Annotated in this window: 18 protein-coding genes and 1 pseudogene; 12 read left to right on the top strand and 7 right to left on the bottom strand. The window is 60.8% G+C overall.

What is annotated here, in order from left to right; all coding sequences use genetic code 11:
• Positions 1-5 precede the first annotated feature (5 nt).
• Positions 6-2,261 (top strand): DNA topoisomerase IV subunit A, encoded by a 2,256-nt coding sequence (gene parC, locus QRN38_RS01890; protein WP_005762992.1) that lies wholly within the window; start codon positions 6-8, stop codon positions 2,259-2,261.
• A 183-nt stretch (positions 2,262-2,444) separates the two neighbouring features.
• Positions 2,445-3,140: a PqiC family protein gene (locus QRN38_RS01895; RefSeq protein ID WP_007244601.1), complete on the top strand. Its 696-nt coding sequence runs from the start codon at positions 2,445-2,447 to the stop codon at positions 3,138-3,140.
• 337 nt (positions 3,141-3,477) lie between these two features.
• On the opposite strand, the gene QRN38_RS01900 is transcribed toward QRN38_RS01895, so the two are convergent.
• On the bottom strand, positions 3,478-5,019 hold the full coding sequence (locus QRN38_RS01900) for a HAMP domain-containing protein (protein ID WP_007244602.1): 1,542 nt from the start codon (positions 5,017-5,019) through the stop codon (positions 3,478-3,480).
• Between the two features lie 129 nt (positions 5,020-5,148).
• Between QRN38_RS01900 and serB the strand changes: the two genes are divergently transcribed.
• Complete coding sequence (gene serB / locus QRN38_RS01905) at positions 5,149-6,363, top strand: phosphoserine phosphatase SerB (RefSeq protein WP_003380690.1); 1,215 nt, start codon at positions 5,149-5,151, stop codon at positions 6,361-6,363.
• Positions 6,364-6,399: 36 nt separating this feature from the next.
• On the opposite strand, the gene QRN38_RS01910 is transcribed toward serB, so the two are convergent.
• The 4 genes and pseudogenes from QRN38_RS01910 to QRN38_RS01925 all read right to left on the bottom strand — a co-directional run bounded on the left by QRN38_RS01910 (position 6,400) and on the right by QRN38_RS01925 (position 11,861).
• Positions 6,400-8,187, bottom strand: coding sequence for a cyclic-di-GMP receptor FimW-related protein (locus QRN38_RS01910; RefSeq protein ID WP_057417887.1), 1,788 nt, complete (start codon positions 8,185-8,187; stop codon positions 6,400-6,402).
• 251 nt (positions 8,188-8,438) lie between these two features.
• Entirely contained in the window at positions 8,439-9,302 is an 864-nt protein-coding gene (gene asd, locus QRN38_RS01915; RefSeq protein ID WP_024678775.1) for an archaetidylserine decarboxylase, read from the bottom strand.
• A gap of 165 nt (positions 9,303-9,467) precedes the next feature.
• Positions 9,468-10,280 (bottom strand): annotated as a pseudogene (locus QRN38_RS01920) (rhodanese-like domain-containing protein); the annotation flags it as partial.
• Positions 10,281-10,325: 45 nt separating this feature from the next.
• Positions 10,326-11,861, bottom strand: a complete 1,536-nt coding sequence (locus tag QRN38_RS01925) for an HDOD domain-containing protein (RefSeq protein WP_011105242.1) — start codon at positions 11,859-11,861, stop codon at positions 10,326-10,328.
• 206 nt (positions 11,862-12,067) lie between these two features.
• Here QRN38_RS01925 and motA point away from each other — a divergent pair, with 206 nt between their 5' ends.
• Complete coding sequence (gene motA, locus QRN38_RS01930; protein ID WP_005763001.1) at positions 12,068-12,919, top strand: flagellar motor stator protein MotA; 852 nt, start codon at positions 12,068-12,070, stop codon at positions 12,917-12,919.
• 3 nt (positions 12,920-12,922) lie between these two features.
• Positions 12,923-13,948 (top strand): flagellar motor protein MotB, encoded by a 1,026-nt coding sequence (motB, locus tag QRN38_RS01935; protein WP_057417886.1) that lies wholly within the window; start codon positions 12,923-12,925, stop codon positions 13,946-13,948.
• Positions 13,949-14,013: 65 nt separating this feature from the next.
• Here the strand turns inward: motB and rsgA are convergent, their stop codons facing one another.
• Positions 14,014-15,045, bottom strand: a complete 1,032-nt coding sequence (rsgA, locus tag QRN38_RS01940) for a small ribosomal subunit biogenesis GTPase RsgA (protein WP_005763005.1) — start codon at positions 15,043-15,045, stop codon at positions 14,014-14,016.
• Between the two features lie 108 nt (positions 15,046-15,153).
• Between rsgA and orn the strand changes: the two genes are divergently transcribed.
• Together orn and QRN38_RS01950 are read left to right on the top strand one after the other, a co-directional pair.
• Positions 15,154-15,690: an oligoribonuclease gene (orn, locus tag QRN38_RS01945; protein WP_057417885.1), complete on the top strand. Its 537-nt coding sequence runs from the start codon at positions 15,154-15,156 to the stop codon at positions 15,688-15,690.
• Between the two features lie 96 nt (positions 15,691-15,786).
• The gene (locus tag QRN38_RS01950) at positions 15,787-16,398 is read left to right on the top strand and encodes a trimeric intracellular cation channel family protein (protein WP_003380698.1); all 612 of its coding nucleotides are present in this window, start codon (positions 15,787-15,789) and stop codon (positions 16,396-16,398) included.
• A 99-nt stretch (positions 16,399-16,497) separates the two neighbouring features.
• Here QRN38_RS01950 and queG read toward each other — a convergent pair whose 3' ends face one another.
• Entirely contained in the window at positions 16,498-17,586 is a 1,089-nt protein-coding gene (queG, locus tag QRN38_RS01955) for a tRNA epoxyqueuosine(34) reductase QueG (RefSeq protein ID WP_007244608.1), read from the bottom strand.
• Positions 17,587-17,649: 63 nt separating this feature from the next.
• Between queG and QRN38_RS01960 the strand changes: the two genes are divergently transcribed.
• From QRN38_RS01960 to miaA, 5 genes are read left to right on the top strand one after another with little or no spacing between them, the layout of a single operon-like run.
• Positions 17,650-19,140 carry a bifunctional ADP-dependent NAD(P)H-hydrate dehydratase/NAD(P)H-hydrate epimerase gene (locus QRN38_RS01960; RefSeq protein ID WP_007244609.1) on the top strand — a complete coding sequence of 497 codons (1,491 nt, stop codon included), beginning with the start codon at positions 17,650-17,652 and terminating at the stop codon, positions 19,138-19,140.
• A 29-nt stretch (positions 19,141-19,169) separates the two neighbouring features.
• The gene (tsaE, locus tag QRN38_RS01965) at positions 19,170-19,598 is read left to right on the top strand and encodes a tRNA (adenosine(37)-N6)-threonylcarbamoyltransferase complex ATPase subunit type 1 TsaE (RefSeq protein WP_007244610.1); all 429 of its coding nucleotides are present in this window, start codon (positions 19,170-19,172) and stop codon (positions 19,596-19,598) included.
• A gap of 14 nt (positions 19,599-19,612) precedes the next feature.
• Positions 19,613-21,028 (top strand): N-acetylmuramoyl-L-alanine amidase, encoded by a 1,416-nt coding sequence (locus QRN38_RS01970; protein ID WP_005763015.1) that lies wholly within the window; start codon positions 19,613-19,615, stop codon positions 21,026-21,028.
• Complete coding sequence (gene mutL / locus QRN38_RS01975; protein ID WP_007244612.1) at positions 21,028-22,965, top strand: DNA mismatch repair endonuclease MutL; 1,938 nt, start codon at positions 21,028-21,030, stop codon at positions 22,963-22,965. The genes QRN38_RS01970 and mutL overlap by 1 nt, the downstream gene beginning before the upstream one ends.
• Complete coding sequence (gene miaA / locus QRN38_RS01980) at positions 22,966-23,937, top strand: tRNA (adenosine(37)-N6)-dimethylallyltransferase MiaA (RefSeq protein ID WP_007244613.1); 972 nt, start codon at positions 22,966-22,968, stop codon at positions 23,935-23,937. It begins immediately after the preceding gene.
• Positions 23,938-24,012: the final 75 nt, after the last annotated feature.

Below are 24,012 nucleotides of genomic sequence, written 5' to 3' on the forward strand. Positions count from 1 at the left end.
CCCGCATGAGCGACTCCCTTGACCTCAGCCTGGACGGCGTAGAACGCCGATCACTGGCTGACTTCACCGAACAGGCCTACCTCAACTACTCCATGTACGTGATCATGGACCGTGCCTTGCCGCACATCGGCGACGGCCTGAAACCGGTACAGCGGCGCATCATCTACGCGATGAGCGAGCTGGGCCTGGGGGCCGACGCCAAGCACAAGAAGTCGGCGCGTACCGTCGGTGATGTTCTCGGCAAGTTCCATCCGCACGGCGATTCGGCCTGCTACGAAGCCATGGTGCTGATGGCTCAGCCGTTCAGCTATCGCTACACGCTGGTAGACGGGCAGGGTAACTGGGGTGCGCCGGATGATCCCAAGTCCTTCGCTGCCATGCGTTACACCGAGGCGCGCCTGTCGCGCTACTCCGAAGTGTTGCTCAGCGAACTGGGCCAGGGGACCGCGGACTGGGTGCCGAACTTTGACGGCACGCTCGACGAGCCCGCAGTGTTGCCTGCACGGTTGCCGAATATTCTGCTCAACGGCACCACCGGTATCGCCGTCGGCATGGCCACTGACGTTCCGCCGCACAACCTGCGCGAAGTTGCCAGCGCCTGCGTGCATCTGCTCGACGAGCCCAAGGCCACGATTCCAGAGCTGTGCGAGCATATTCTGGGGCCGGATTATCCGACCGAAGCCGAGATCATCACGCCGCGTGCCGACCTGCTGAAAATCTATGAAACCGGTCGTGGTTCGGTGCGTATGCGTGCCGTGTACCGCATCGAAGATGGCGATATCATCGTCACGTCGCTGCCGCATCAGGTTTCCGGTGCCAAGGTGCTGGAGCAGATCGCCGCGCAGATGCAGGCCAAGAAACTGCCGATGGTTGCCGACTTGCGTGACGAGTCGGACCACGAAAACCCTTGCCGCATCGTGATCATCCCGCGCTCCAACCGGGTTGAGCTGGACGAACTGATGCAGCATCTGTTCGCGACCACGGAGCTTGAATCCAGTTATCGGGTCAACATCAACATCATTGGCCTGGACGGCAAACCGCAGCTCAAGAACCTCAAGACGCTGCTCAGCGAATGGCTGACGTTCCGTATCGGCACTGTGCGTCGTCGTTTGCAATTTCGTCTGGACAAGGTCGAGCATCGCCTGCACCTGTTGGACGGTTTGCTCACGGCTTACCTGAATCTGGATGAGGTGATCCACATCATCCGTACCGCCGAACATCCCAAGGCGGAGCTGATTGCGCGTTTCGGTCTGTCGGAAATTCAGGCTGACTACATCCTCGACACCCGCCTGCGCCAATTGGCACGTCTGGAAGAGATGAAGCTGCGCAGCGAGCAGGATGCCCTGCGTAAAGAGCAGGCCAAGCTTCAGGCGTTGCTGGGCAGTGAATCCAAACTGCGCAAGCTGGTGCGCGCCGAGCTGATCGCCGACGCTGAAACCTATGGTGATGACCGTCGTTCGCCGATCGTTGCCCGCGCCGAAGCCAAGGCGCTGTCTGAAAACGAATTGATGCCCACTGAGCCGGTGACCGTCGTGCTGTCGGAAAAAGGCTGGGTGCGTTGCGCCAAAGGTCATGACATCGATGCCACCGGGCTTTCCTATAAAGCCGGAGATGGCTTCAAGACGTCGGCCATTGGCCGTTCCAACCAGTTTGCGGTGTTCATCGACTCGACCGGACGCAGCTATTCGGTTGCCGCGCACACCCTGCCGTCCGCACGGGGGCAGGGCGAGCCGTTGACCGGCAAGTTGCAACCGCCACCGGGCGCAACCTTTGAATGTGTGTTGCTGCCCGAAGACGACGCGCTGTATGTGATCGCCTCCGATGCCGGTTACGGTTTTGTGGTCAAGGGTGAAGACCTGCAAGCCAAGAACAAGGCCGGCAAGGCGCTGTTGAGCTTGCCGGGCGGGGCGAAAGTTATTCTGCCGCGCCCCGTGGCTGACCGTGAGCTGAACTGGCTGGCGGCGGTGACCACCGAAGGTCGCCTGCTGGTCTTCAAAGTCAGCGATTTGCCGCAACTGGGCAAAGGCAAAGGCAACAAGATCATCGGCATTCCGGGCGAACGGGTCGCCAGTCGTGAAGAATATGTAACCGATCTGGCAGTGATCGCACAGGGCGCTACGCTTGTGCTTCAGGCGGGCAAACGAACGCTGTCGCTCAAGCCTGAAGACCTCGAACATTACAAGGGGGAGCGCGGTCGCCGTGGCAATAAACTGCCAAGGGGCTTCCAGCGGGTCGACGCATTATTGGTGGAAAATAGCTGAAAACATTGATCTGGCACCAACGTTCTTCGTTTTGCCATGAAGTACGATGCATAATCGCTGGAGTCATGATGCATATTCACGGATGATATGGGGTCTTGGGGTGCATGCGTGGCTCAGTGCCTGCATGGGTCTTGAAAGTACTAATACTGTGGCTTGTCTGTGGACGGCCACCTGGATGGGATGATGAATTTTCTACGCCTTCCCCTGATCTTGCTGATGACTGGCGTTCTGGGTCTGGCTGGTTGCAGTTCGCGCCAGCCGACCGCGCTGTATCAGCTCGATAGCGGTGAGCCTGGTCAGCCGAAACAGAGTAGCGGTCTGGCAGTATTGCTGGGTCCTGTTTCGGTGGCCGACTATCTGCAACGCGAAACCCTTTTACAACGCCAGCCGGATGGCACCCTGACCGCATCGCCTGACGGGCGCTGGGCGGGCAACCTGTCTTCGGATATCGACCAGTTGCTCCTGCGCCAACTGGCCTGGAAACTGGACAGCCAGCGAGTCGTAATGGCGCCTGCGGTTGCCAATTTCACGCCGGACGTTCAGGTCGTATTGTCGATCACCCGTCTGGACTCCGGTGCCAAACAGCCTGCGGTTCTGGATGCGCAATGGCGTCTTCTGGACCGCAAAGGCCATGTCCGCGACAGCCGACTGGTCCACCTTGAGCAAGTCCATGCCGGCAGCTCTGCCGACCAGGTCAAGGCGCAAGGCATGCTCTTGCAGCGCCTGGCCGATCAGGTCAGCACGGCGATCAAGCCGATTTCCTGGCAGCCGCTCGAAGAGCCAAAAAAGGCCCCGGTGGCCAAGGCCAAAGAGCCTGACAAGCCACGCATGCCAATGGCATCGCCGATACGTACCGACCTTGAGGTGTTCCGCTTCTAGACTGAATCGGACAAACAAAAAAGCCCGCAGCGATGCGGGCTTTTTGTTGGGTGTTCGGACGCTTCTCGTTTCAGTCCGGGTACCTATCGTTCATCACGTTCCAGAGTAGGAATGCCGTGCGTGACGCTCTGCGTCACAAATCTGCGCCACGCCCCCCGCCCTCAAGATCGGACGCAGAGCGTCCAGAACTGCATGCGACGCAGAGCGTCGCACGATAGGTTATCAGCAGCACGATAGTTGAGATTGTCGTTCCTGACGCTCAGTGTTCAGAACGGCATGCCGACGCACAGCGTCGGCACGATAGTTATGGTGATGTGATGGGCGCCAGAGGCGACTGTCAGCCTTTGTTGGATTCGTGCATGCGCGACAGTTGGCGTTCGAGCATGGACGGGTAGGGCTCCATCAGACGCTCCACACAGCAGGCACCTTCCGGGCTTGCGATGGGGCGGATGCGGGCGCGCTGGCGGATCAGCGGGTCATCGTTGATTCGCCGCTCGACCAGCAGCAGGTTGCGGCTGTGCTGAGACAACGCCAAGGCGTCCTGCGCCGTTTCAGTCAGCAACAGGTCTATCTGGCTCAGGCCGCTGAGGTTCTCACCCAGGGTCAGGCCCAGTTGCAGTTGCAAGGTAATACCGCTGTCGGCCACTTCGATCTGCAAGGCGTGGCTTAGCGCGCGCAGCAACTCGCCGCAGCAAATGGCGTTGGTCAGGTAGTCGTCACCGCTTTCGTGGCTGTGGAACAGCATCAGCGTGCTGCCGTCGTTCAGCGTGTGCAGCTCGCCTTCGTACACCGAGGCGGCCTGATCGACACAGTCGCGATAGCGCTGCAGCAGTTCGGTCAAGCGTGCGCGCGGCAGACGGCGTAACTGATCCTGTGCGCCCAGCTGAACAGCCAGCACGGCACTGTTGTGCGGCTCTTGTTGAGCGACAGGCGATGCAGCAGGGCGCGCAACGGGTGTGCTGCCTGAGGTGTCACGCAGGTCCGCGAACGGGTCTTCGTCATCATCCTCATCTTCTTCTGCGACGATGCGACGCTGGACGGGCGGCGCCGGCAGGCGAGGTTTTGCTTCGCTGGCGCGTGCAGAGGTGGGTGGGGCAGGCTTTTCTTCCGGCTCCAGGTAGGGATCCTCGCCTTCGTCTTCGTCGCCTTCATATTCAGGCTCGGGCAGCGGTTCTGGCTCCGGCACTGGCGGTGCGAACGAGGTGCGCAGTTGCCGGGCCAGATCGCCGATTTCATCCTGACGGTCTGTGGCTGGCGTATACGGGTCGATATCGCGCAGCCAGATGCGCATTTGCATCAGCGGGGTGGAGATATGGCGACCGAGGCGCAGGCTCAGCGCCAGCGCCAGCGCCAGCAGGATGCCCGCCAGAATGCCCATGCTCTGCAGGCTGATGGTCATCGGTTGCTGGAACTGCGACATGTCGAGGCTGATGCGCAGATGACCCGCCATCACGTCCTGGAACGTGATCTTGATTTCATACAGGCCCTGCGCCTCGCCCAGAAGCCCGTTTTTCGGGCGCTGGCCGGCCTCCGCCAGAATGCGGTTATCCACACTGTAGATAGCGGCGTGCGCTACCAGCGGGTTTTTGACCAGATTGCCCAGCAGCACGTTGAGACTGAGGATGTCGTTGGACACCAACAGCTCGGTAGCCGAGGTGGCGGTCTGGGTCGTCAGGGCCTGCCCCAGCGCATCCGCCTGTTCGTGCATGGCCTGCTTGAACTGCAGGCCCATGACACCGGCGTAGATCACCAGCGCCAAAGCGACCAGGATCACGTTATGGCTGGCAATGCGCAAAGCGATCGGTACACGGCGATGACGCAGGGCACGAAAGATGAGCAGGAAGAAATTATCGGTTTTAACAGGCGTGGGCCGGTTCACAGAGCACGGCTCTTTCGGTGAAGTTGTCGCGCAGTATAACGAGCGACCCAGTAGCGGCAAAGCGCTGCCTGTGCCCGGTGGTCACTGAATGTGGTTAGAATGCGGTTTTTTCCACTGCGGGGGTGCGCCTTGCGCGAAATTGTCCTGATTAACATCACCGGTGTCGACCGTCCAGGTCTCACTGCGGCTATCACCGGCGTCCTGGCTCAGGGTGGCGTGAACATTCTCGACATCGGTCAGGCGGTGATTCACGACACGCTGTCGTTCGGCATTCTGGTTGAAATTCCGGATACCGTGCAGGGCTCGTCCGTGCTCAAGGACATCCTGTTTACCGCCTACAAGCTGGACCAGCAGGTGCGTTTCACGGCTGTGTCCGAAGAAGGCTATCAGCATTGGGTCGAGGGCCAGGGCAAGGCACGGCACATCGTGACGCTGCTGACCCGCAAGGTCACCGCCGAGCAATTGCAGTGTGTCAGCGCCATCACTGCCAAATACGGGTTGAATATCGACCAGATCGATCGCCTGTCCGGGCGCATGCCGCTCGATACCCCGGCTGACAAGGGCAAGGGCTGCATCGAGTTCACCGTGCGCGGCGAGCCTGCCGACCCGAAAGCCATGCAGGCCGAGTTCCTCGCCGTGGCCCAGGAGCTGAATGTCGATATCGCCTTCCAGCAGGATTCGCTGTTCCGCCGCAACCGGCGTCTGGCGGTGTTCGACATGGACTCGACGCTGATCGAGGCCGAAGTGATCGACGAGCTGGCCAAGGCCGCAGGCGTCGGCGAGCAGGTTGCCGAGATCACCGAGCGGGCAATGCGCGGCGAACTGGATTTCAGCGAGAGCTTCAAGGAGCGTCTGGCGCTGCTCAAGGGGCTGGACGTCGGCGTGCTGGATGAAATCGGCGCTTCGCTGCGGCTGACCGAAGGCGCTGAAACGCTGTTCTCCGAGCTCAAGCGGCTGGGTTACAAGACCGCGATCCTGTCCGGTGGCTTCACTTATTTCGCCAAACAGCTGCAAGCGAAGCTGGGCATCGATTACGTGTATGCCAACGAACTGGAAGTGGTCGATGGCAAAGTCACCGGCGTGGCCGTCGAGCCTATCGTCAATGCTCAGCGCAAGGCTGACCTGCTGCGCGAACTTGCGCACAAGGAAGGCTTGAGTCTGGAGCAGACCATCGCAGTCGGCGACGGTGCCAATGACCTGCCGATGCTGGCCATTGCCGGGCTGGGTGTTGCGTTCCGTGCCAAGCCGCTGGTCAAGCAGTCCGCCAAACAGGCGATTTCGACTTTGGGGCTGGATGGGGTTCTGTACCTGCTGGGCTTTCGCGACCGCGAAGGAAAACGCTGAGTCGCAGTCGTTGCGATATCCAGGGTATTGCAACGACTACAGCGTGCCCCACAGGGAATCGAATTCCTGCCCCGGCTTCGCCTGTTCGACCTCGGCGGCTTTCGGCGCGTCGTAGATCTGATACTCGAACTGGTTGTAACTGGCGCTGCTGATGCGCCGGTTGCTCAGTGAGGCGCGGCGCTCTTCACCATCGACGTTGATCATCACCTTGCTGCCTTCCTGAAACGGCAGACGTGGTGCGAGCACGGTCGGCGGTTTTTCCATCGCGCGTACTTCCGGCAGCATCAACGTGCGCAGGTATTGGCTGTTCTGCTGTTCGCGTACCAGTTGCATGCCGCATGGCTGGGCGAAGGGAGCGATCAGCTCGATGCCCATTTGCGTGCCGCCGCTGCGTACCTGCCGGACCCAGCGCACGATGGCAACGCTCCAGCCCTGGCCTGAGTCGTCCTGAATGCCCACCAGCTCGCCGGCCTGCAATTGCTGTGGCACTTCCTTCTGCCATGCCAGGCAGTAGCCGCCCGGGCTGTGGTTGACGATATTCAGGTCGAAGGTCGGAAACGCATGCTGGCCGTTGGAAAGCGAGTCGTTGTCGCCCTCGATCTTCGGGTATTCGATCTCTTCGTAGGGCAGCAGCACGGATGAAGTCTTGCCGCGATGCGTGTCGAAGGCGGAGGACCAAGGGTCATCCTCTTCGTCAGCATTGGCGATCTTGAGCGAGAAATTCGCAGCACCGCTCGCGCTGTTCAATTGCAGCAAATCGCTGAACGAGCGCTGGCCCGCCACGTAGAAATGCAGCGCACTCATGCCGATGCACAGTTTCAGCGTGCCCTGGCCTGGCGTGCGATGAAAGGTACGTTCAGCCACATCGCCCCAGGCGACCGCCAGATGTTGCAACAGGTCAGTGTTGATGCCGGTCGGAATCAACAGCGTTGAAGGGGAGCGTTGATCGTCCGGCAGCGCCAGATACTGGTTGATCGCCTCTGCCAGCGCGAAGGTATTGATGCCCAGCAGCCTGGACGATTGCTCATCGGTGAATAACGCGTGGTACAGCGGCGGCTTGTCGACCGTCGGGTCCAGGGCGAACAGGCCGTTTTGCTCGGCAGGCCATTGCAGTTTGACCAACGGGCTCCACGCTTCCAGGGCATCGGCCAGCTTGCCGATGTTCAACTGACGCATCTGATTGCAACGCGAGCAGCCCATCAATAACGCGATCACATACGTCTGTTCAATGCTCAATGCTTTGGTGTGGTGCGCCAGCGGCTCATCGACCAGCGCATGGTGCAACTGGTACTGGCGGGCAATCTGGTAAATCTGGTGCAGTTCGAGCCAGAGGCCGTCTTGAACAGGGCAGTACAGCTGATTGGCACGAATCAGCGGCCCGGTGAGCCCGTGCAATGCGCGTTGCAATGCCATGCTGAACAGCCCGGCCTGATCTCGGGTGTAGCGCGACGCTACTTGCTGGATGATCTGCTTGTAACCGGTTGCCAGGTGGTTTTGCAGGGCCTGGCAAAGATTGGCAACCTTGCGCGGGCGCTCGTCGAGCACGATGGCCTGATTGAGAAAGTGACGCTCAAGGTGCTTGCAGACGAAATAGACTTCCGGCCGCAGCAGTTCCAGCAGTTGCAGGCGATTGTCGCCAGGGGTGATCAACTGGTTAAGCTCGGTCAGGCCCTGATAGAGCTGACGGGCCATTTCCCCGAGGTTTGCCTTGGGCAGCCTGGAGATCCAGCGCTTGATGTCGCGGGGGTTTGCTTCACAGAATGTCAGGCTCGACTGCGTCGGCGTGGGGGCACGCAACAGCAGAGGAAGGCTAAAATTACTCATGTGACAGGCTGACTCCAACAACTCACTGGCCCGGACGGTGGCTTTAAATGGGGGATGACTTCATCGCGGATCAGCGATCTGTCGAGCATACGCCCATGAAAGTGCGAAGTATCCTACAACACCGGTTGGGCGACTTTAACAGTATCGGCATCACCCTGCAGTAATTGTGGCATTAGGCCGGTATGTATGACTTCAAGTTTCATGAGCGTTGCTGTCCATGCAGCGCTCATGCCCTGTCAGTGTCGCCGCGATCAGGCCTGAGCTGGAGCTGCCAGCGCCTGGCCCATCTGAACCTTGGAGCCTGCGGTCAACTGTTCAGCCCATTTCACCTGGTTTGGTCCGAACAGCACAATGGCGGTAGAACCCAGTTTGAAGCGGCCCATTTCGGCGCCTTTTTCCAGATGGATCGGCGCACGCGCGGCTTCGTCGTAGCTGAAGGTCTTCAGTTCGCGCTTGGGTGGCGTGACCAGCCCGGCCCAGACCGTCTCGACCGACGCTACGATCATCGCACCCACCAGCACCACGGCCATCGGCCCGCGCTCGGTGTCGAACAGGCAAACCACGCGCTCGTTACGGGCGAACAGCTCCGGCACATTTTCAGCGGTGGTCTGGTTGACCGAGAAGATACGGCCCGGCACATAGACCATTTCGCGCAGCGTACCGGCCAATGGCATGTGTACGCGGTGGTAGTCCTTCGGCGACAGGTAGACGGTCGCGAACTCGCCGCCCATGAACGGCGCGGAGAGCTTTGGATCACCGCCCAGCAGCTCAAGCACGCTGAAGCTGTGGCCCTTGGCCTGGAAAATGCGGCCGTGATCGATAGGGCCCAACTGGCTGATGGCGCCGTCGGCTGGCGAAAGAATCGCGCCAGGCGTGGTGTCCAGCGGGCGGGCATCGGCTTTCAGCGCGCGGGTGAAGAACGCGTTGAAGTGTTCGTACGAGGTGAGGTCCTCGACCAGCGCCTGAGACATGTCCACTTGATAGCGGCGGGCGAACCACGCTGTAAACGCGTTCTTGAACCAGCGCACGCGGCATTCGGCAACGCAGCCGGCCAGGCGGGACAGCAGATGGTGCGGCAACAGGTACTGACTGAGAATAAACAAGCGGTCTTTCATTGAGGGTCCTGAAGATGAGTGTCCTGAAGATGAATGTCCTGAAAATTTTTGAGAACCCTTACTCCATTCAGTGGCGCGAACAGGCTCAATGGTTCCGGCTGGCTGGACAGGCGCTGCCGGTTCAATGACCTCAGCCGTTTCAATGGGTGCAACGGCCACGGTGGGTACTTCAACCGGCGTATCAGGATGATTGCCCCATTCTCCCCACGAGCCGGCGTAAGCCTTGACCCTTGGGTAGCCCAGCGCCTTGGCCACCAGATAGGTGAAGCCCGAGCGGTGGTGAGTCTGACAATGGGTGATCACCTCCTTGTCAGGCGTGATGCCCAGGTCTTGCAGAATCTGCGGCATGTCCTGACGAATGCGCAGGTTGCGAGCTTTGTCCATGCCCGCCGTCCACTCGAAGTTGACTGCGCCGGGAATGTGTCCACCTTTGGCGGCGACCACTTTTTCGCCCGAATATTCGGTAGGTGCGCGTGCGTCCCAGATTGCCAGGTCATCTGCGCCCAGGCGGCTCTGCAGGTATTCACGGGTGGCGGTGGGTTCGTCGTGCAGTGTCAGCGCAACCGGGCCGCCAGCAACCGACGGCACCTCGGTGCTCAATGGCAGTGCTTGCGCTTCCCAGGCCAGCACGCCGCCGTCCAGATAGTGGTAGCCGCTATGGCCGATGACATCCAGCAACCAGATGAAACGCCCGGCCCAGCCACCGCCCTCGTCATCGTAGACAACGTAGACCGCATCGGGGTTGTGGCCCAGCTCGCCGAACAACTGCTCCAGGTCGGCCGTGTCCGGTAGCAGGCCGGGCGCCGGTGGCTTGCCCAGTTGCGTACGTTTCGGGTCGACGAAGCGAGCGCCGCGAATATGCCCGGCTTCGTAGCGAGCGCTGCTGGTCAGATCCACGAGAATCAGTTCAGGGGCGTCGAGACGCTCAAGCAGATCGTTGGGTTCGATGACCAGCGACAAGCCAGTGAATGCGGACATTTGCAGCCTCCGATGAAAAGAAAGACGCGAATTGTACGCCAGGCCTCACGCTTTGCGATGACTAAAGATGCCAAGTGCCCGTTCAATGCATTGCGCGGTTTTTCCGAAGGCCTGAACGGAAATTTCCGACAAGGCCCCTCCACCCTGATCGGCGACCACCAGCAACATGACCTTGCCGTTGTTGCTCAGCGAGCGAATCAGCCAGTGCTGGCCACTGAACAGCGTTTTTAGCGGCGCAGGCAGCAGCGCAGAAAACTGCGCAATGTTGGCGGGCGTCATGCGCAACTGCGTCGGTTGGGTCAGCAGGCGTTGCAGTACGGTGCTTTCCTTGGTGAACAGCTGCATGGCCGCCGCTTCCGCTGGCAGGCCGGCGGTCTGATTGACGCGCAGCACGGTGGAGGTCTTGTCCAGCATCAGCAGCATGACCCGTTCCATGCCGCACGACATGAACGCGTCGCGAGCGGTGGTGGTCAGGTGCATGGCGTTGATGAACGGGCTGGGCTCTTGCAGCAATTGGGCGCAATGTTTGCGCCACAGTTGCAGGGCGTCGGCCGAGGGCGGCGGTGCCGGTTCGTTGTCGCGCCTGACGCGCCGTGCGTCCCAAGGCCATATCAGCGATTCGGCCGGGTGCCAGAGGTCTTTTTCCGAATGAATGCGTGCGCTGCTGGCGGCGTTCTGGTGCGCCTGCTGCTGCACATCGCTGAGCGGTTGTTGCAGGTACAGGCTGGTCAGCCGCTCCCAGCGCAGGCAGTGCGGGCTGTTCCAGGCATTTTGCGCCGCCAGTGCCAGGCCGTTGCCCAGCAATACGGTGTTGGCCGGCTGATTCAGCCAGCGGCGTAGATTCGGGTCGGCGTCCATCAGTTGCTGCTGTTGCAGCGGGCTGTTTTTTTCGCGAGAAATACGCAGCACCTTGGCCAGGTCGCGCCGTTCATTGATCAGCAGTTTGTAGCCGCGTGTGACCCAGATCGGCAGGCGCCAGAACTCGGCGAGGGCCAGGCACAGTTCCAGCAGGTTGACGCCAAACAGCTCTTTTTCCACCGCAAGGCTGGATTGGCCCTTGTGGATGACCCGCAATTCCAGTTCTTCCAGCAGTTTCGGGTAAGCCAGCGCCATCGGCCACAGCGGCGAAAGAAACAGCAGGCTGCCCATATGGATGTCCTGCCAGAGCCGTGCAAGGCGGCTGGCAAACAGCCCGTTGGCCTGTTGCGTGGCGTGCTGGCTGACCAGAATCAACTGTCGGTAGGCGGCCGGGATTTCCTCGGGCGGTTTGGCCGGCAGGCGTCCCAGAAGCGTTTCGGTACGCGCCAGCCCCAGACGGTTTATCGCGATTTCGAGGCTCTCGGCCTGTTCGGTCAAGCCATGAGTGTGATGATTGGCTTCGCGCATCACGCTGAGCACCAGCGCAGGGCTTTCCTGCATCATTTCGGCGATTTCACGCAGCGAGCGGCGGCTGTCGTTCAACGCTGAACGAACGTGAGCATGATTGACGGCCGGCACCGGCAGCGCGATGCCGTCAAGCTGTTTGACCCAGGCATCAAGCGTCTTGGGAACCAGATGATGTGCTACATGTGCTGTCGACATTCTATGGCCTGTGCGGCTGATTATCCGGGCTGGAAGACTGCCAGTGTGCGGGGTTGGACAGCCAGTTTCCCCTTTTTATCGGACCGGGAAAATGGTTTTTCACAAGAACCGGCTATAGTCTGGCCCAGTTAGGCCGATAAGGAGAAGAAGAGATTCAAGAACTTCCGGACTGCCCCTGAACCCGACTCAGTAAAGTATTTTTTCCTATGGCTAAAATTATCGGCATCATTGTCGTTATCGCGAGTGTCCTCGGCGGATACGTACTGTCCCATGGCAAGATCATGGCGCTGTTCCAGCCCTACGAGGTCTTGATCATCGGCGGTGCAGCACTGGGCGCGTTCCTCCAGGCCAACCCTGGCTACATGTTCATGCACGTGTTCAAGAAGTCGCTGAAGATGTTTGGTACGCGCTTCACACACGCCTATTACCTCGAAGTGCTGGGGTTGGTCTACGAAATCCTCAACAAGAGCCGCCGTGAAGGCATGATGGCGATTGAAGGAGATATCGAAGACGCGGCCTCCAGCCCGATCTTCGCCAAGTACCCCGGTGTGCTTAAAGATGAACGCATGACTGCGTACATCTGCGACTACCTGCGCATCATGTCGTCCGGCAACATGGCTCCCCACGAGCTGGAAGGCCTGTTCGACATGGAACTGCTGAGCATGAAAGAAGATCTTGAGCATCCATCCCACGCCATTACCGGTATCGCCGACGGTATGCCCGGCTTCGGCATCGTGGCTGCGGTACTGGGTATTGTGGTGACAATGGCGTCGCTGGGGTCGGGCGACAAGGCTGCGATCGGTATGCACGTAGGTGCGGCGCTGGTCGGTACGTTCTTCGGTATTCTCGCGGCTTACGGTTTCTTCGGCCCTCTGGCCACCAGCCTTGCGCACGACGCCAAAGAAGAAATGAATGTCTATGAGAGCATCAAGGCGTCGCTGGTGGCTTCAGCCTCCGGCATGCCGCCTTCGCTGGCCGTCGAGTTTGGCCGCAAGGTTCTCTATCCGCTGCATCGCCCCAGCTTCAGCGAGCTGGAACAAGCGGTTCGCGGTCGCTAAGTCATGGAAAATAATCAGCCGATTATCATCAAGCGCGTAAAGCGCTTTGGTGGCGGACATCACGGCGGTGCCTGGAAAATCGCATTTGCCGACTTCGCGACGGCGATGATGGCCTTCTTTCTGGTGCTGTGGCTGATGTCCTCTGCAACGCCGGAGCAGCTGCTCGCGGTGGCCGGTTACTTCAAAGACCCGGTCGGCTTCTCCGACAGCGGTTCACCGTATGTGATCGACTTGGGCGGCTCGCCGGAAATGTCGCCGAACCAGACGCTCAACCCTGAGGTCAAGACCACCCCTTCGCCAGACACGGTGCCTATTGAGGCCGAAACGTCGGAAACCAAGGCCGAGGCGGTCGAGCAGGAGCGTCTGGAGATGCTGTTGCAGGAGCTGCAGAACAAGGTCGAGGAAAACCCGCAACTGCAGAAATTCAAGGACCAGATTCTGTTCGAGATCACCCAGGACGGTTTGCGTATCCAGATCATGGACGCCGACAACCGACCGATGTTCGACTCGGGCAGTGCGCGTCTAAAGCCTTATTTTGAAGACATCCTGCTGGCGCTGGCTGACACGATCAGAAGCGTGCCTAACAAGATCAGCATTAGTGGCCATACCGATGCGATGCCATTCGTTGGTAACAACGGCTTTGGCAACTGGGAGCTGTCGGCCAACCGTGCCAACGCTGCGCGCCGTGCGCTGGTCGCTGGTACTTATCCGGATTCACAGGTGGCCAGAGTCGTGGGTTATGCCTCGTCGGCGCTGTATGACCGCGAGAACCCGACCAACCCGGTCAACCGCCGCATTGATATCGTGGTGCTGACCAAAAAGGCTCAGCATCGTATCGAAGGCGATCAGAACTCCGGTGGTGCACCGCCAGTCAAGCCTGCACCAGCGCCTGCCGGTGGTCCCGCTGCGCCAGGCGCTTCGACTGCCGCGCCGGTCGATCCGCAGGCCTACGCCCAGCCACACGAGATCCGGCAGAAGCTGAACATCTTCGATGAGGGCAAGTTACGGGTCGAGCCGGCCCAGAACTGAGCCGCAACACACTCACGCAAGAACGCCGCGATCATCGCGGCGTTTTTGTGTGTGGCGTTCAGGTGTCAGTAACTATCTTGCGGCAGGCTGGCGATGATCGAGCGGTAGCTGTTCATGCGCTGCTGTTGCACGCGACCGTCTTCCAGGCCCTTGAGCAGGGCACAACCTGGCTCGCGGTCGTGTTTGCAGTCGCGGAAACGGCAAGTGCCGATCAGGTCGTTGAACTCGATGAAGCCGGCTTCGACGTCTGCCCGGCTGACGTGACCCAGGCCGAACTCACGAATACCCGGTGAGTCGATCAGGTCGCCGCCGCGGGGAAAGTGAAACAGGCGGGCGGTGGTGGTGGTGTGCGTGCCCTGGCCGGACACTTCGGACAGCGGGCCGACGCGGGTGTCGGTTTCCGGTAGCAGGCTGTTGACCAGCGAGGACTTGCCGACACCGGACTGACCGACGAACACACTGATGTGGCCATCGAGCTGGCTTTGCAGCGACTGCATGCCGTCGCCCTGGTGCGCGGACACTTCCAGCACCGGGTAACCGAGCGTGCGATAAACCGCCAACAGCGCATTGAGCGCCGGCGCGTTCTGTTCGTCGATCAGGTCGGCTTTGTTGAGCAGCAGCAGCGGATGAATGCCGGCGTGCTCGGCGGCGACCAGATAGCGGTCGATCAGGTTGGCGTGCGGCTCGGGCATTGGCGCAAAGACGATCACGATCAGATCGACGTTGGCGGCCACAGGCTTGAGCTGGCCGCGGGAGTCCGGGCGACGCAGTTCGGTGGTGCGCGGCAATTGCGCGACGATCACACCGATGCCCTGATTGCCGGCACGCCAGACAACGCGATCACCGGTGACCAGCGCGGGCAGGTTGGCGCGCAGGTGGCAGCGAAATACCTTGCCGACGTCTTCGCCTTCCTGGGCCTCGACTTCGACCTGTACGCCAAAGTGCGCGATCACCAGGCCAGTCTGCTCGGGGCCGAGGTCGCCGCCCTCCAGTGTTTCAAGCGTGACGGACTCGCGCTTTGCCGCACGGGCCGCACGTTCGCCCTGAATTTTTTCGATGCGCCAGTTCTGACGACGATTGAGTTGGCGTTTGGCCATGGGTGTTCCGATGTGAAGTAAACAATGAATTAGGCAGTACGTTTGATCGGCAGGAGTCTAGCACGGCAGGGTGAGCTAAACTGCGCGCCTACGCTGAGGAGTCGACACATGCAGAACAAGCAGAACCTGATCTGGATCGATCTGGAAATGACCGGTCTGGACCCTGATACCGATGTCATCATCGAAATGGCCACAATCATTACGGACAGCGAGCTGAACACCCTGGCCGAAGGGCCGGTGATCGCCGTGCACCAGAGCGATGAGACGCTGGCAAAAATGGATGAGTGGAACACTCGCCAACACGGCGGCTCGGGCCTGACCCAGCGTGTGCGTGAAAGCACCATCAGCATGGCCGACGCCGAGGCGCAGACCCTGGCGTTCATCAAGCTGTGGGTGCCGGAGCGCAGTTCGCCGATCTGCGGCAACAGCATCTGCCAGGACCGCCGCTTTTTGTATCGCCACATGCCGACACTGGAAAACTACTTCCATTACCGCAACCTGGACGTCTCGACCCTCAAGGAGCTGGCCGCACGCTGGGCTCCGGAGCTGAAATTCAAGAAAGGCAGCACACATCTGGCGCTGGACGACATTCGTGAGTCGATCGCCGAGTTGCGCTTCTATCGCGAGCACTTCATCAAGCCTTGATCACGACGCGCGCGTGCAGTGAATAATCTTCGCTGCACTCTTTCAGTGCGCAGGGCCGCTGGTTAGACTGCGCGCCCTTGTCGCAGAGTCGCCGCCATGTTGCTGATGCTTTATCTGATCGCCATCACCGCTGAGGCCATGACCGGCGCGCTGTCTGCCGGGCGTCGCGGGATGGACTGGTTCGGCGTGGTGCTGATCGCCTGCGTGACTGCGCTGGGCGGTGGCTCGGTGCGTGACGTGCTGATCGGTCATTACCCGCTGACTTGGGTCAAGCACCCGGAATACCTGATGCTGACCAGCGTGGCGGCGTTGGTGACGATCTTTATCGCACCGCTGATGCGCCACCTGCGCTCGCTGTTTCTGGTGCTCGACGCACTGGGGCTGGTGGCCTTCACATTGATCGGCTGCATGACGGCACTGGAAGCCGGACATGGTCTGGTGATCGCGTCGGTGTGCGGCGTTATTACCGGGGTATTCGGTGGCATCCTGCGTGACATCTTCTGCAATGACATCCCGCTGATCTTCCGCCGCGAGCTGTACGCCAGCGTGTCGTTTCTGGCCGCGTGGTGTTTTCTGCTGTGCCAGTACCTGCAGTTGCCCAACGAACAGGCCGTGCTGATCACCCTGTTTGGCGGCCTGCTGCTGCGCCTGCTGGCCATCCGCTTCCACTGGGAAATGCCCAAGTTCGTCTATAAAGACGAGCCCTGAAGAGGACGCAGTGGGTTAAGAGTTGCATGCCCACGCGGACTACTCACAAGTCTTGTGTGCGAGCTTGCTCGCGAAGAGGCCAGCACACGCGCTGCCAATTTAAAGCGGCGCCACGCCATGCCGCTGCAACGCCCATTCCACATGTTCCCTGACCAGCTCCGACGGGTAATCGCGCCGTGCTTGGAGGGCTTCGATCACCGGGATGGTGGACGGCGCGTTGCCCAGTCCTACGGCCAGGTTACGTAGCCAGCGCTCATAACCCGCCCGGCGCAGTGGCGAGCCTTCGGTGCTGCCGAGAAACTTTTCTTCATCCCACAGAAACAGCTCGGCCAGCCCGGCGTTGTCCAGGTTATGGCGTGGCTGGAAGTCGCTTTGATCGGTTGGGCGGGCGAAGCGGTTCCACGGGCAGACGATCTGGCAATCGTCACAGCCAAACACCCTGTTACCAATCAGCGGGCGAAGCTCTTCGGGAATTGCGGTTTTAAGCTCGATGGTCAGGTAGGAGATGCACCGTCGCGCATCCAGCACATAAGGCCCGACAAAGGCCGCCGTCGGGCAGATGTCCAGGCAGGCGGTACAGCGCCCGCAGTGTTCAGTCGCGTGAGGTGCATCCACCGGCAGCGGGATATCGACAAACAGCTCGCCGAGGAAGAAAAAGCTCCCGGCCTTACGGTTGAGTACTAGTGTGTTCTTGCCGATCCAGCCCAGCCCTGCCTGCTCGGCAATGGCTTTTTCCAGCACCGGCGCGCTGTCCACGAACGCTCGAAAGCCAAAGGGTCCGATAGCTTGCTGGATGCGCTCGGCCAGTTGTTGCAGGCGCTTGCGGATCAGCTTGTGATAGTCGCGGCCCAAGGCGTAGCGGGACACATAGGCTTTTTCCGGCTCGGTCAGGCGTTGCGCCATTTCGGTGTCGCCGGGCAGATAGTCCATGCGCAGCGACACCACGCGCAACGTTCCCGGCACCAGTTCGTCCGGGTGGGAACGTTTGCTGCCGTGGGCGGCCATATAGTCCATTTCGCCGTGATAGCCTGCGTCAAGCCAGCGCTGCAAGTGCTGCTCGTGCTCTGCCAGGTCAAGCCCGCTGATCCCTACTTCCTGAAAGCCCAGCTCACGCCCCCACGCCTTGATCGACAAGGTAAGGGTGGCAAGATCATCAAGTGTGGGGAGTGGAGCAGTAATAGCGGACATGCGCAGAGAGAAACCGGGACCAAGGTGCGTATAATTCTGCCAGACATCGGAGCCTATAGACGCATGTTCGACACTAAACCTCATTTACCCGACGCGCTGTACAGTGCGGCGCAGGTCCGCGACCTTGATGCCCGGCTGATTGCCGCCGGTACGCCAGGCCTGGAATTGATGCAGCGTGCAGCCCACGCCACGTGGCGCGCGATACGCAGGCGCTGGCCCGAGGCGAACCAACTGACGGTGCTGGCCGGACGTGGCAACAATGCCGGCGACGGTTATCTGGTGGCCGCGCTGGCGCACAAGGCGGGCTGGCAGGTCAACGTGCTGGCCGTCGGTGATCCGGCTGGGCTGACAGGCGATGCAGCGTCCGCGCACGCCGCGGCTTCGGGTATTGACACGCAAGCCTGGGGCGGGCAGCCGCTGGCCGGAGTGGTGCTGGATGCCCTGCTTGGCACTGGGCTCAACGGCGAGGTGCGCGAGCCCTTCCTTTCGGCCATTAACGCGATCAATGCCAGCGGGCTGCCGGTTGCAGCCGTGGACATTCCCTCGGGCCTGAGCGCCGACACCGGGCATAAATCAGGTGCGACAGTGCGCGCCGACCTGACCGTCACCTTTATAGGCCTCAAGCTGGGGCTGCTGACCGGCGATGCGGCAGATCTGGTCGGCGAGCTGGTTTTTGACGATTTGCAGGCCGATCCGGCACTGGTTGCGCAGACGCCCACCAGCGCCAAGCGTCTCGATGCGCACAACCTTCCTTATCTGGCACCGCGTCCGCGCACAGCCCATAAAGGTCTGTTCGGGCGCGTGCTGGTTATCGGTGGCGATCACGGCTTTGGCGGTGCGGCGTTGCTCTGCGCTGAAAGTGCCCTGCGCAGCGGTGCGGGCATGCTCACGCTGGCGACCCGCGCCGAGCATGTTCCGGCAGCCCTGACACGCATGCCGGAAATCATGAGCGCGGCCATTCGCTCGGCAAACCAGTTGATGGCGTTGATCGAGCCGGCCAGCGTGCTGGTGGTCGGGCCTGGCATGGGGCAGGGCAGTTGGGGGCGCAGCCTGTTGTCGGCTGCCGCCAACGCCGACCGGCCGCAGGTCTGGGACGCCGATGCGCTGAATATGCTGGCGGCCGGGCAGGTGAGCCTGCCGAAAAACAGCGTCATCACTCCGCATCCGGGCGAAGCCGCGCGTTTGCTGGGTGTCGGTATCAAGGACATTCAGGCCGATCGCCCTGCCGCTGTACGGGCGCTGGCCCGTAAATTCAATACCGTTTGTGTACTCAAGGGCTCGGGCAGCCTGATTGCCGATGCCGACGGGCGGCTGGCCCTGTGCAATCATGGGCACCCGGCGATGGCCACTGCGGGGCTCGGCGATGTGCTGGCCGGGTTGATCGGCGCGCTGATGGCGCAGCACCTGACGCCATTCGATGCTGCCTGTCTGGCCGTGTGGCTGCACGCCAGCGCCGGTCAGGAAGTGGGTGAATCCGGTCGCGGGCTGGCTGCCAGCGATATTATTCCCGCCATTCGTCAGTTATTGGAGGAGCTGCAACCGTGTCTGATTTAACGCTGCATGTGGTTGGCGAAGAGGCAATGATGAGTTTTGGTGCACGCCTTGCGCAGGTCACCGAGGGCGCAGGCGTGATCTTTCTGGACGGCGATCTGGGCGCCGGAAAAACCACCCTTTCGCGGGGCATGATTCGCGGGTTCGGGCATGCCGGGGCTGTCAAGAGCCCGACGTTCACGCTGGTCGAGCCTTACGAAATCGGTGCAATACGCGTGTTTCACTTCGACCTGTATCGGCTGGTCGATCCTGAAGAGCTCGAGTACATGGGCGCACGCGATTACTTCGATGACGATGCACTTTGCCTGATTGAATGGCCCCAGCGTGGTGCAGGCTTTTTGCCAAAGCCTGACCTGACCATTACCATTGGGCCGCACGGTGAAGGTCGGTCCGTGATATTGAGCCCGCTGGGCTCGCGTGGTGAGCGCTGGTGTGCCACTTTGGCTTTGGAATTCAAATAGATATGGGGTTAGGTATGCGCATGCGCGCGCTGGTTACTGTAGTTGGTCTGCTGTTGATGGCCCTGGCTGTCGAGGCGGTTGCCGCTACGCAAGTACGAAGTGTCCGCTTATGGCGAGCGCCGGATAACACGCGTCTGGTGTTCGACCTGTCCGGGCCTGTCCAGCACAGCGTATTTACCCTGACGTCGCCTGATCGTCTGGTGATCGACATCAATGGCGCTACTTTGGGTGGTCCGCTGAACGTGTCGACCGCCAATACGCCGATCAGCAGCATGCGTTCTGCTCAGCGCACGCCTACCGATCTGCGCGTGGTCATCGACCTGAAAAAGGCCGTGACCCCTAAAAGCTTCACGCTCGCGCCGAACCAGCAATACGGTAACCGTCTGGTGGTTGACCTGTTCGACAGCGCCGCCGACGCCAATCCGACGCCGGTTATCCCCGATACCGCCGCCAATACTGCGCCAGCGGTTCCGGTCAGCCCGGCCAAGCCTGAAATCAAACTGACGCCGGTGCCTAACGGCAAGCGCGACATCGTGATCGTGATCGATGCCGGGCACGGCGGTGAGGACCCGGGGGCCTCGGGTGGCGCGGGGCAGAAAGAAAAGAACGTGGTGCTTTCGATCGCCAAGGAGTTGCAGCGTCAGGTCAATGCTGAAAAAGGCTACCGCGCCGAGCTGACAAGGACCGGCGACTACTTTATTCCGTTGCGCAAACGCACCGAGATCGCCCGTTCCAAGGGCGCCGACCTGTTTGTGTCGATTCACGCTGACGCCGCGCCGTCCACGGCGGCCTTTGGTGCGTCGGTGTTCGCGCTGTCTGATCGCGGCGCGACGTCTGAAACCGCGCGCTGGCTGGCGGACAGTGAAAACCGTTCCGACCTGATCGGGGGCGCCGGTGCGGTAAGCCTCGATGACAAGGACCGTATGCTTGCCGGTGTGTTGCTGGACTTGTCCATGACCGCCTCGCTGTCTTCCAGCCTGAACGTCGGCCAGAAAGTGTTGAGCAACATTGGCCGAGTGACCTCGCTGCACAAATCCCGCGTCGAGCAGGCCGGCTTTATGGTGCTCAAGTCGCCGGACATTCCGTCGATTCTGGTGGAAACAGGCTTCATCTCCAACGCTAATGAAGCTAACAAGCTCTCTTCTGCGTCGCACCAGCAAGCCTTGGCGCGTTCGATCAACTCTGGCGTGAAACAGTTCTTCCAGCAGAATCCGCCGCAGGGCACCTATATTGCCTGGCTGCGTGACACCGGCAAGCTGGCCCAGGGGGCGCGCAACCATGTGGTGCGCTCCGGCGAAACCCTGGCCATGCTCGCGGCGCGCTATGACATGAACATCGCCACGCTGCGCAGTGCCAATAACCTGAAAACCGATGAATTGAAAATCGGCCAGGACCTGCGAATTCCGAGCGCCGAGGTTGCGACCCAGTAATGACCGATCTTCTCCTCGACGGCAGCGAAGCCGATAACGCGCAGACTGTCCTGAACGCTGCACGCATTGAACTGCTCAGCCCGCGTCTGGCCAACCAGATTGCCGCGGGCGAGGTGGTCGAGCGTCCGGCTTCGGTGATCAAGGAACTGCTGGAAAACAGCCTCGACTCTGGCGCTCGGCGCATTGATATCGATGTCGAACAGGCCGGCATCAAGCTGCTGAAAGTGCGCGATGATGGCGGCGGTATCTCCTCCGACGACCTGCCGCTGGCTCTGGCGCGACACGCGACCAGCAAGATTCGTGACCTGGAAGACCTTGAGCGGGTCATGAGCCTGGGTTTTCGCGGCGAGGCGCTGGCGTCGATCAGCTCCGTGGCGCGCCTGACACTGACCTCGCGCACCCGCGACGCCGATCAGGCCTGGCAGGTCGAGACCGAAGGGCGCGACATGGATGCGCGCGTGCAGCCTGCTGCGCATCCGGTGGGCACGTCTGTGGAAGTGCGCGACCTGTTCTTTAATACGCCCGCACGGCGCAAGTTTCTCAAGGCCGAGAAAACCGAATTCGATCACCTGCACGAAGTGATCAAGCGCATGGCGCTGGCGCGTTTCGATGTCGCCTTTCATTTGCGTCACAACGGCAAGACCGTGCTCAGCCTGCACGAAGCCCATGACGACACCGCCAGGGCGCGGCGCGTCTCGGCCATTTGCGGGCCGGGCTTTCTGGAGCAGGCGCTGCCCATCGAGATCGAACGCAACGGCCTGCATCTGTGGGGCTGGGTCGGGTTGCCGACGTTTTCGCGCAGCCAGGCTGATCTGCAATATTTCTTTGTGAATGGCCGTGCGGTGCGCGACAAACTGGTCGCCCACGCGGTGCGTCAGGCGTATCGCGATGTGCTGTTCAATGGCCGTCATCCGACGTTCGTGCTGTTTTTTGAAGTTGACCCGGCGGCTGTCGACGTCAACGTTCACCCGACCAAACACGAAGTGCGTTTCCGTGACGGGCGCATGGTGCATGACTTTCTGTATGGCACGTTGCACCGCGCTTTGGGTGATGTGCGCCCTGAAAACCAATTGGGCGGCAGCGTGCCGGTCGCCGCCGAACCTCGGCCGACCGGGCCTGACGCCGGTGAGTTCGGGCCGCAGGGCGAAATGCGTCTGGCCAACAATGTGCTGGAGCAGCCCCAGGGTGAGCCTTTCGCCAGGCCTGCGGGCGGCGGTTCCGGCAGCGGCTATCAGTATTCGCCACGGCCCACCACGGGCGTGCCGGTTGCCGAAGCGCAGAGCGCCTATCGAGAGTTTTTTGCGCCGCTGCCCGGCACCACGCCGTCAGCGCTGCCTGAGTCGCCCAGCGACATTCCGCCGCTGGGCTACGCACTGGCGCAGCTCAAGGGTATCTACATTCTGGCTGAAAACGCCCACGGGCTGGTGCTGGTGGACATGCATGCCGCTCACGAGCGGATCATGTATGAGCGCCTGAAAATTGCGATGGCCAACGAAGGCCTGAGCGGCCAGCCCTTGCTGGTGCCTGAGTCCATTGCGGTCAGCCAGCGCGAAGCGGACTGCGCCGAAGAACACATCACAACGTTCCAGCGCCTGGGTTTCGAGCTTCAGCGGCTTGGTCCGGAAACCCTGGCGATTCGCCAGATTCCTGCGTTGCTCAAGCAGGCCGAAGCCAATCGGCTGGTCAGTGACGTATTGGCCGACCTGATGGAATACGGCACCAGCGACCGGGTGCAGGCGCACATGAACGAGTTGCTCGGCACGATGGCGTGCCACGGCGCTATTCGCGCCAATCGGCGTCTGGCCATTCCGGAAATGAACGGCCTGCTGCGCGACATGGAAAACACCGAGCGCAGCGGACAATGCAACCACGGTCGTCCTACCTGGACGCAGATGGGTCTCAGTGACCTGGACAAATTATTCCTGCGCGGTCAATGAATGAACGCTTTACCTCCGGCCATCTTTCTCATGGGGCCTACCGCGGCAGGCAAGACCGACCTTGCGATTGAACTGAGCAAAGTGCTGCCCTGCGAGCTGATCAGCGTCGATTCGGCGCTGGTCTATCGCGGCATGGACATCGGCACTGCCAAGCCGTCGAAAGCGCAACTGGCTGAATTCCCGCACCGCCTGATCGACATTCTCGACCCCGCGCAAAGCTACTCCGCCGCTGACTTTCGCAGTGACGCACTGGCCGCCATGGCGCAAATCACCGCACGCGGAAATATTCCTTTGCTGGTCGGCGGCACTATGTTGTATTTCAAGGCTCTATTGGACGGGCTGGCGGATATGCCAGCGGCCAATACAGCGGTTCGGGCGCAGCTTGAAGCTGATGCGCAGGCCTTTGGCTGGCAGTCGTTGCATGATCAACTGGCGGTGGTCGACCCCGTTTCGGCGGCACGGATTCACCCCAATGATCCACAGCGACTGATCAGGGCTCTGGAGGTTTATCGGGTGAGCGGAATGAGCATGACCGCACACCGCGAGCAACAAACTGCGCAAAGTACCGAAGCGGCCGCATCAGGGTGTCAGCAATTGCCCTATACTGTCGCAAATCTTGCTATCGCTCCGGCTGATCGCAAGGTGTTGCATCAACGCATCGCGTTACGTTTCGAGCAAATGCTGGATCAGGGGTTTCTGGACGAAGTACTGGCATTACGCTCAAGAGGCGACCTGCACGCCGGGTTGCCCTCGATAAGAGCAGTCGGTTATCGCCAGGTCTGGGATCACCTGGATGGAAAGCTGACGCGGGAAGAAATGCAGGAGCGCGGCATCATTGCAACGCGCCAGTTGGCCAAAAGGCAGTTCACCTGGCTACGTAGCTGGGACGATCTGCACTGGTTGGACAGCCTGGCCAGCGACAATCTGTCGCGCGCCTTGAAATACCTGGGATCGGTCTCCATATTGAGCTGAGTCTCTGCAATAGCCGTCTATCCTTGGGGGGTGGCCGGTAAGCCAATCGAATTCGATTTATTATTTTATTGATCC

It is taken from the genome of Pseudomonas sp. CFBP2511 (genome assembly GCF_030209255.1).
Taxonomy (GTDB): domain Bacteria; phylum Pseudomonadota; class Gammaproteobacteria; order Pseudomonadales; family Pseudomonadaceae; genus Aquipseudomonas; species Aquipseudomonas avellanae.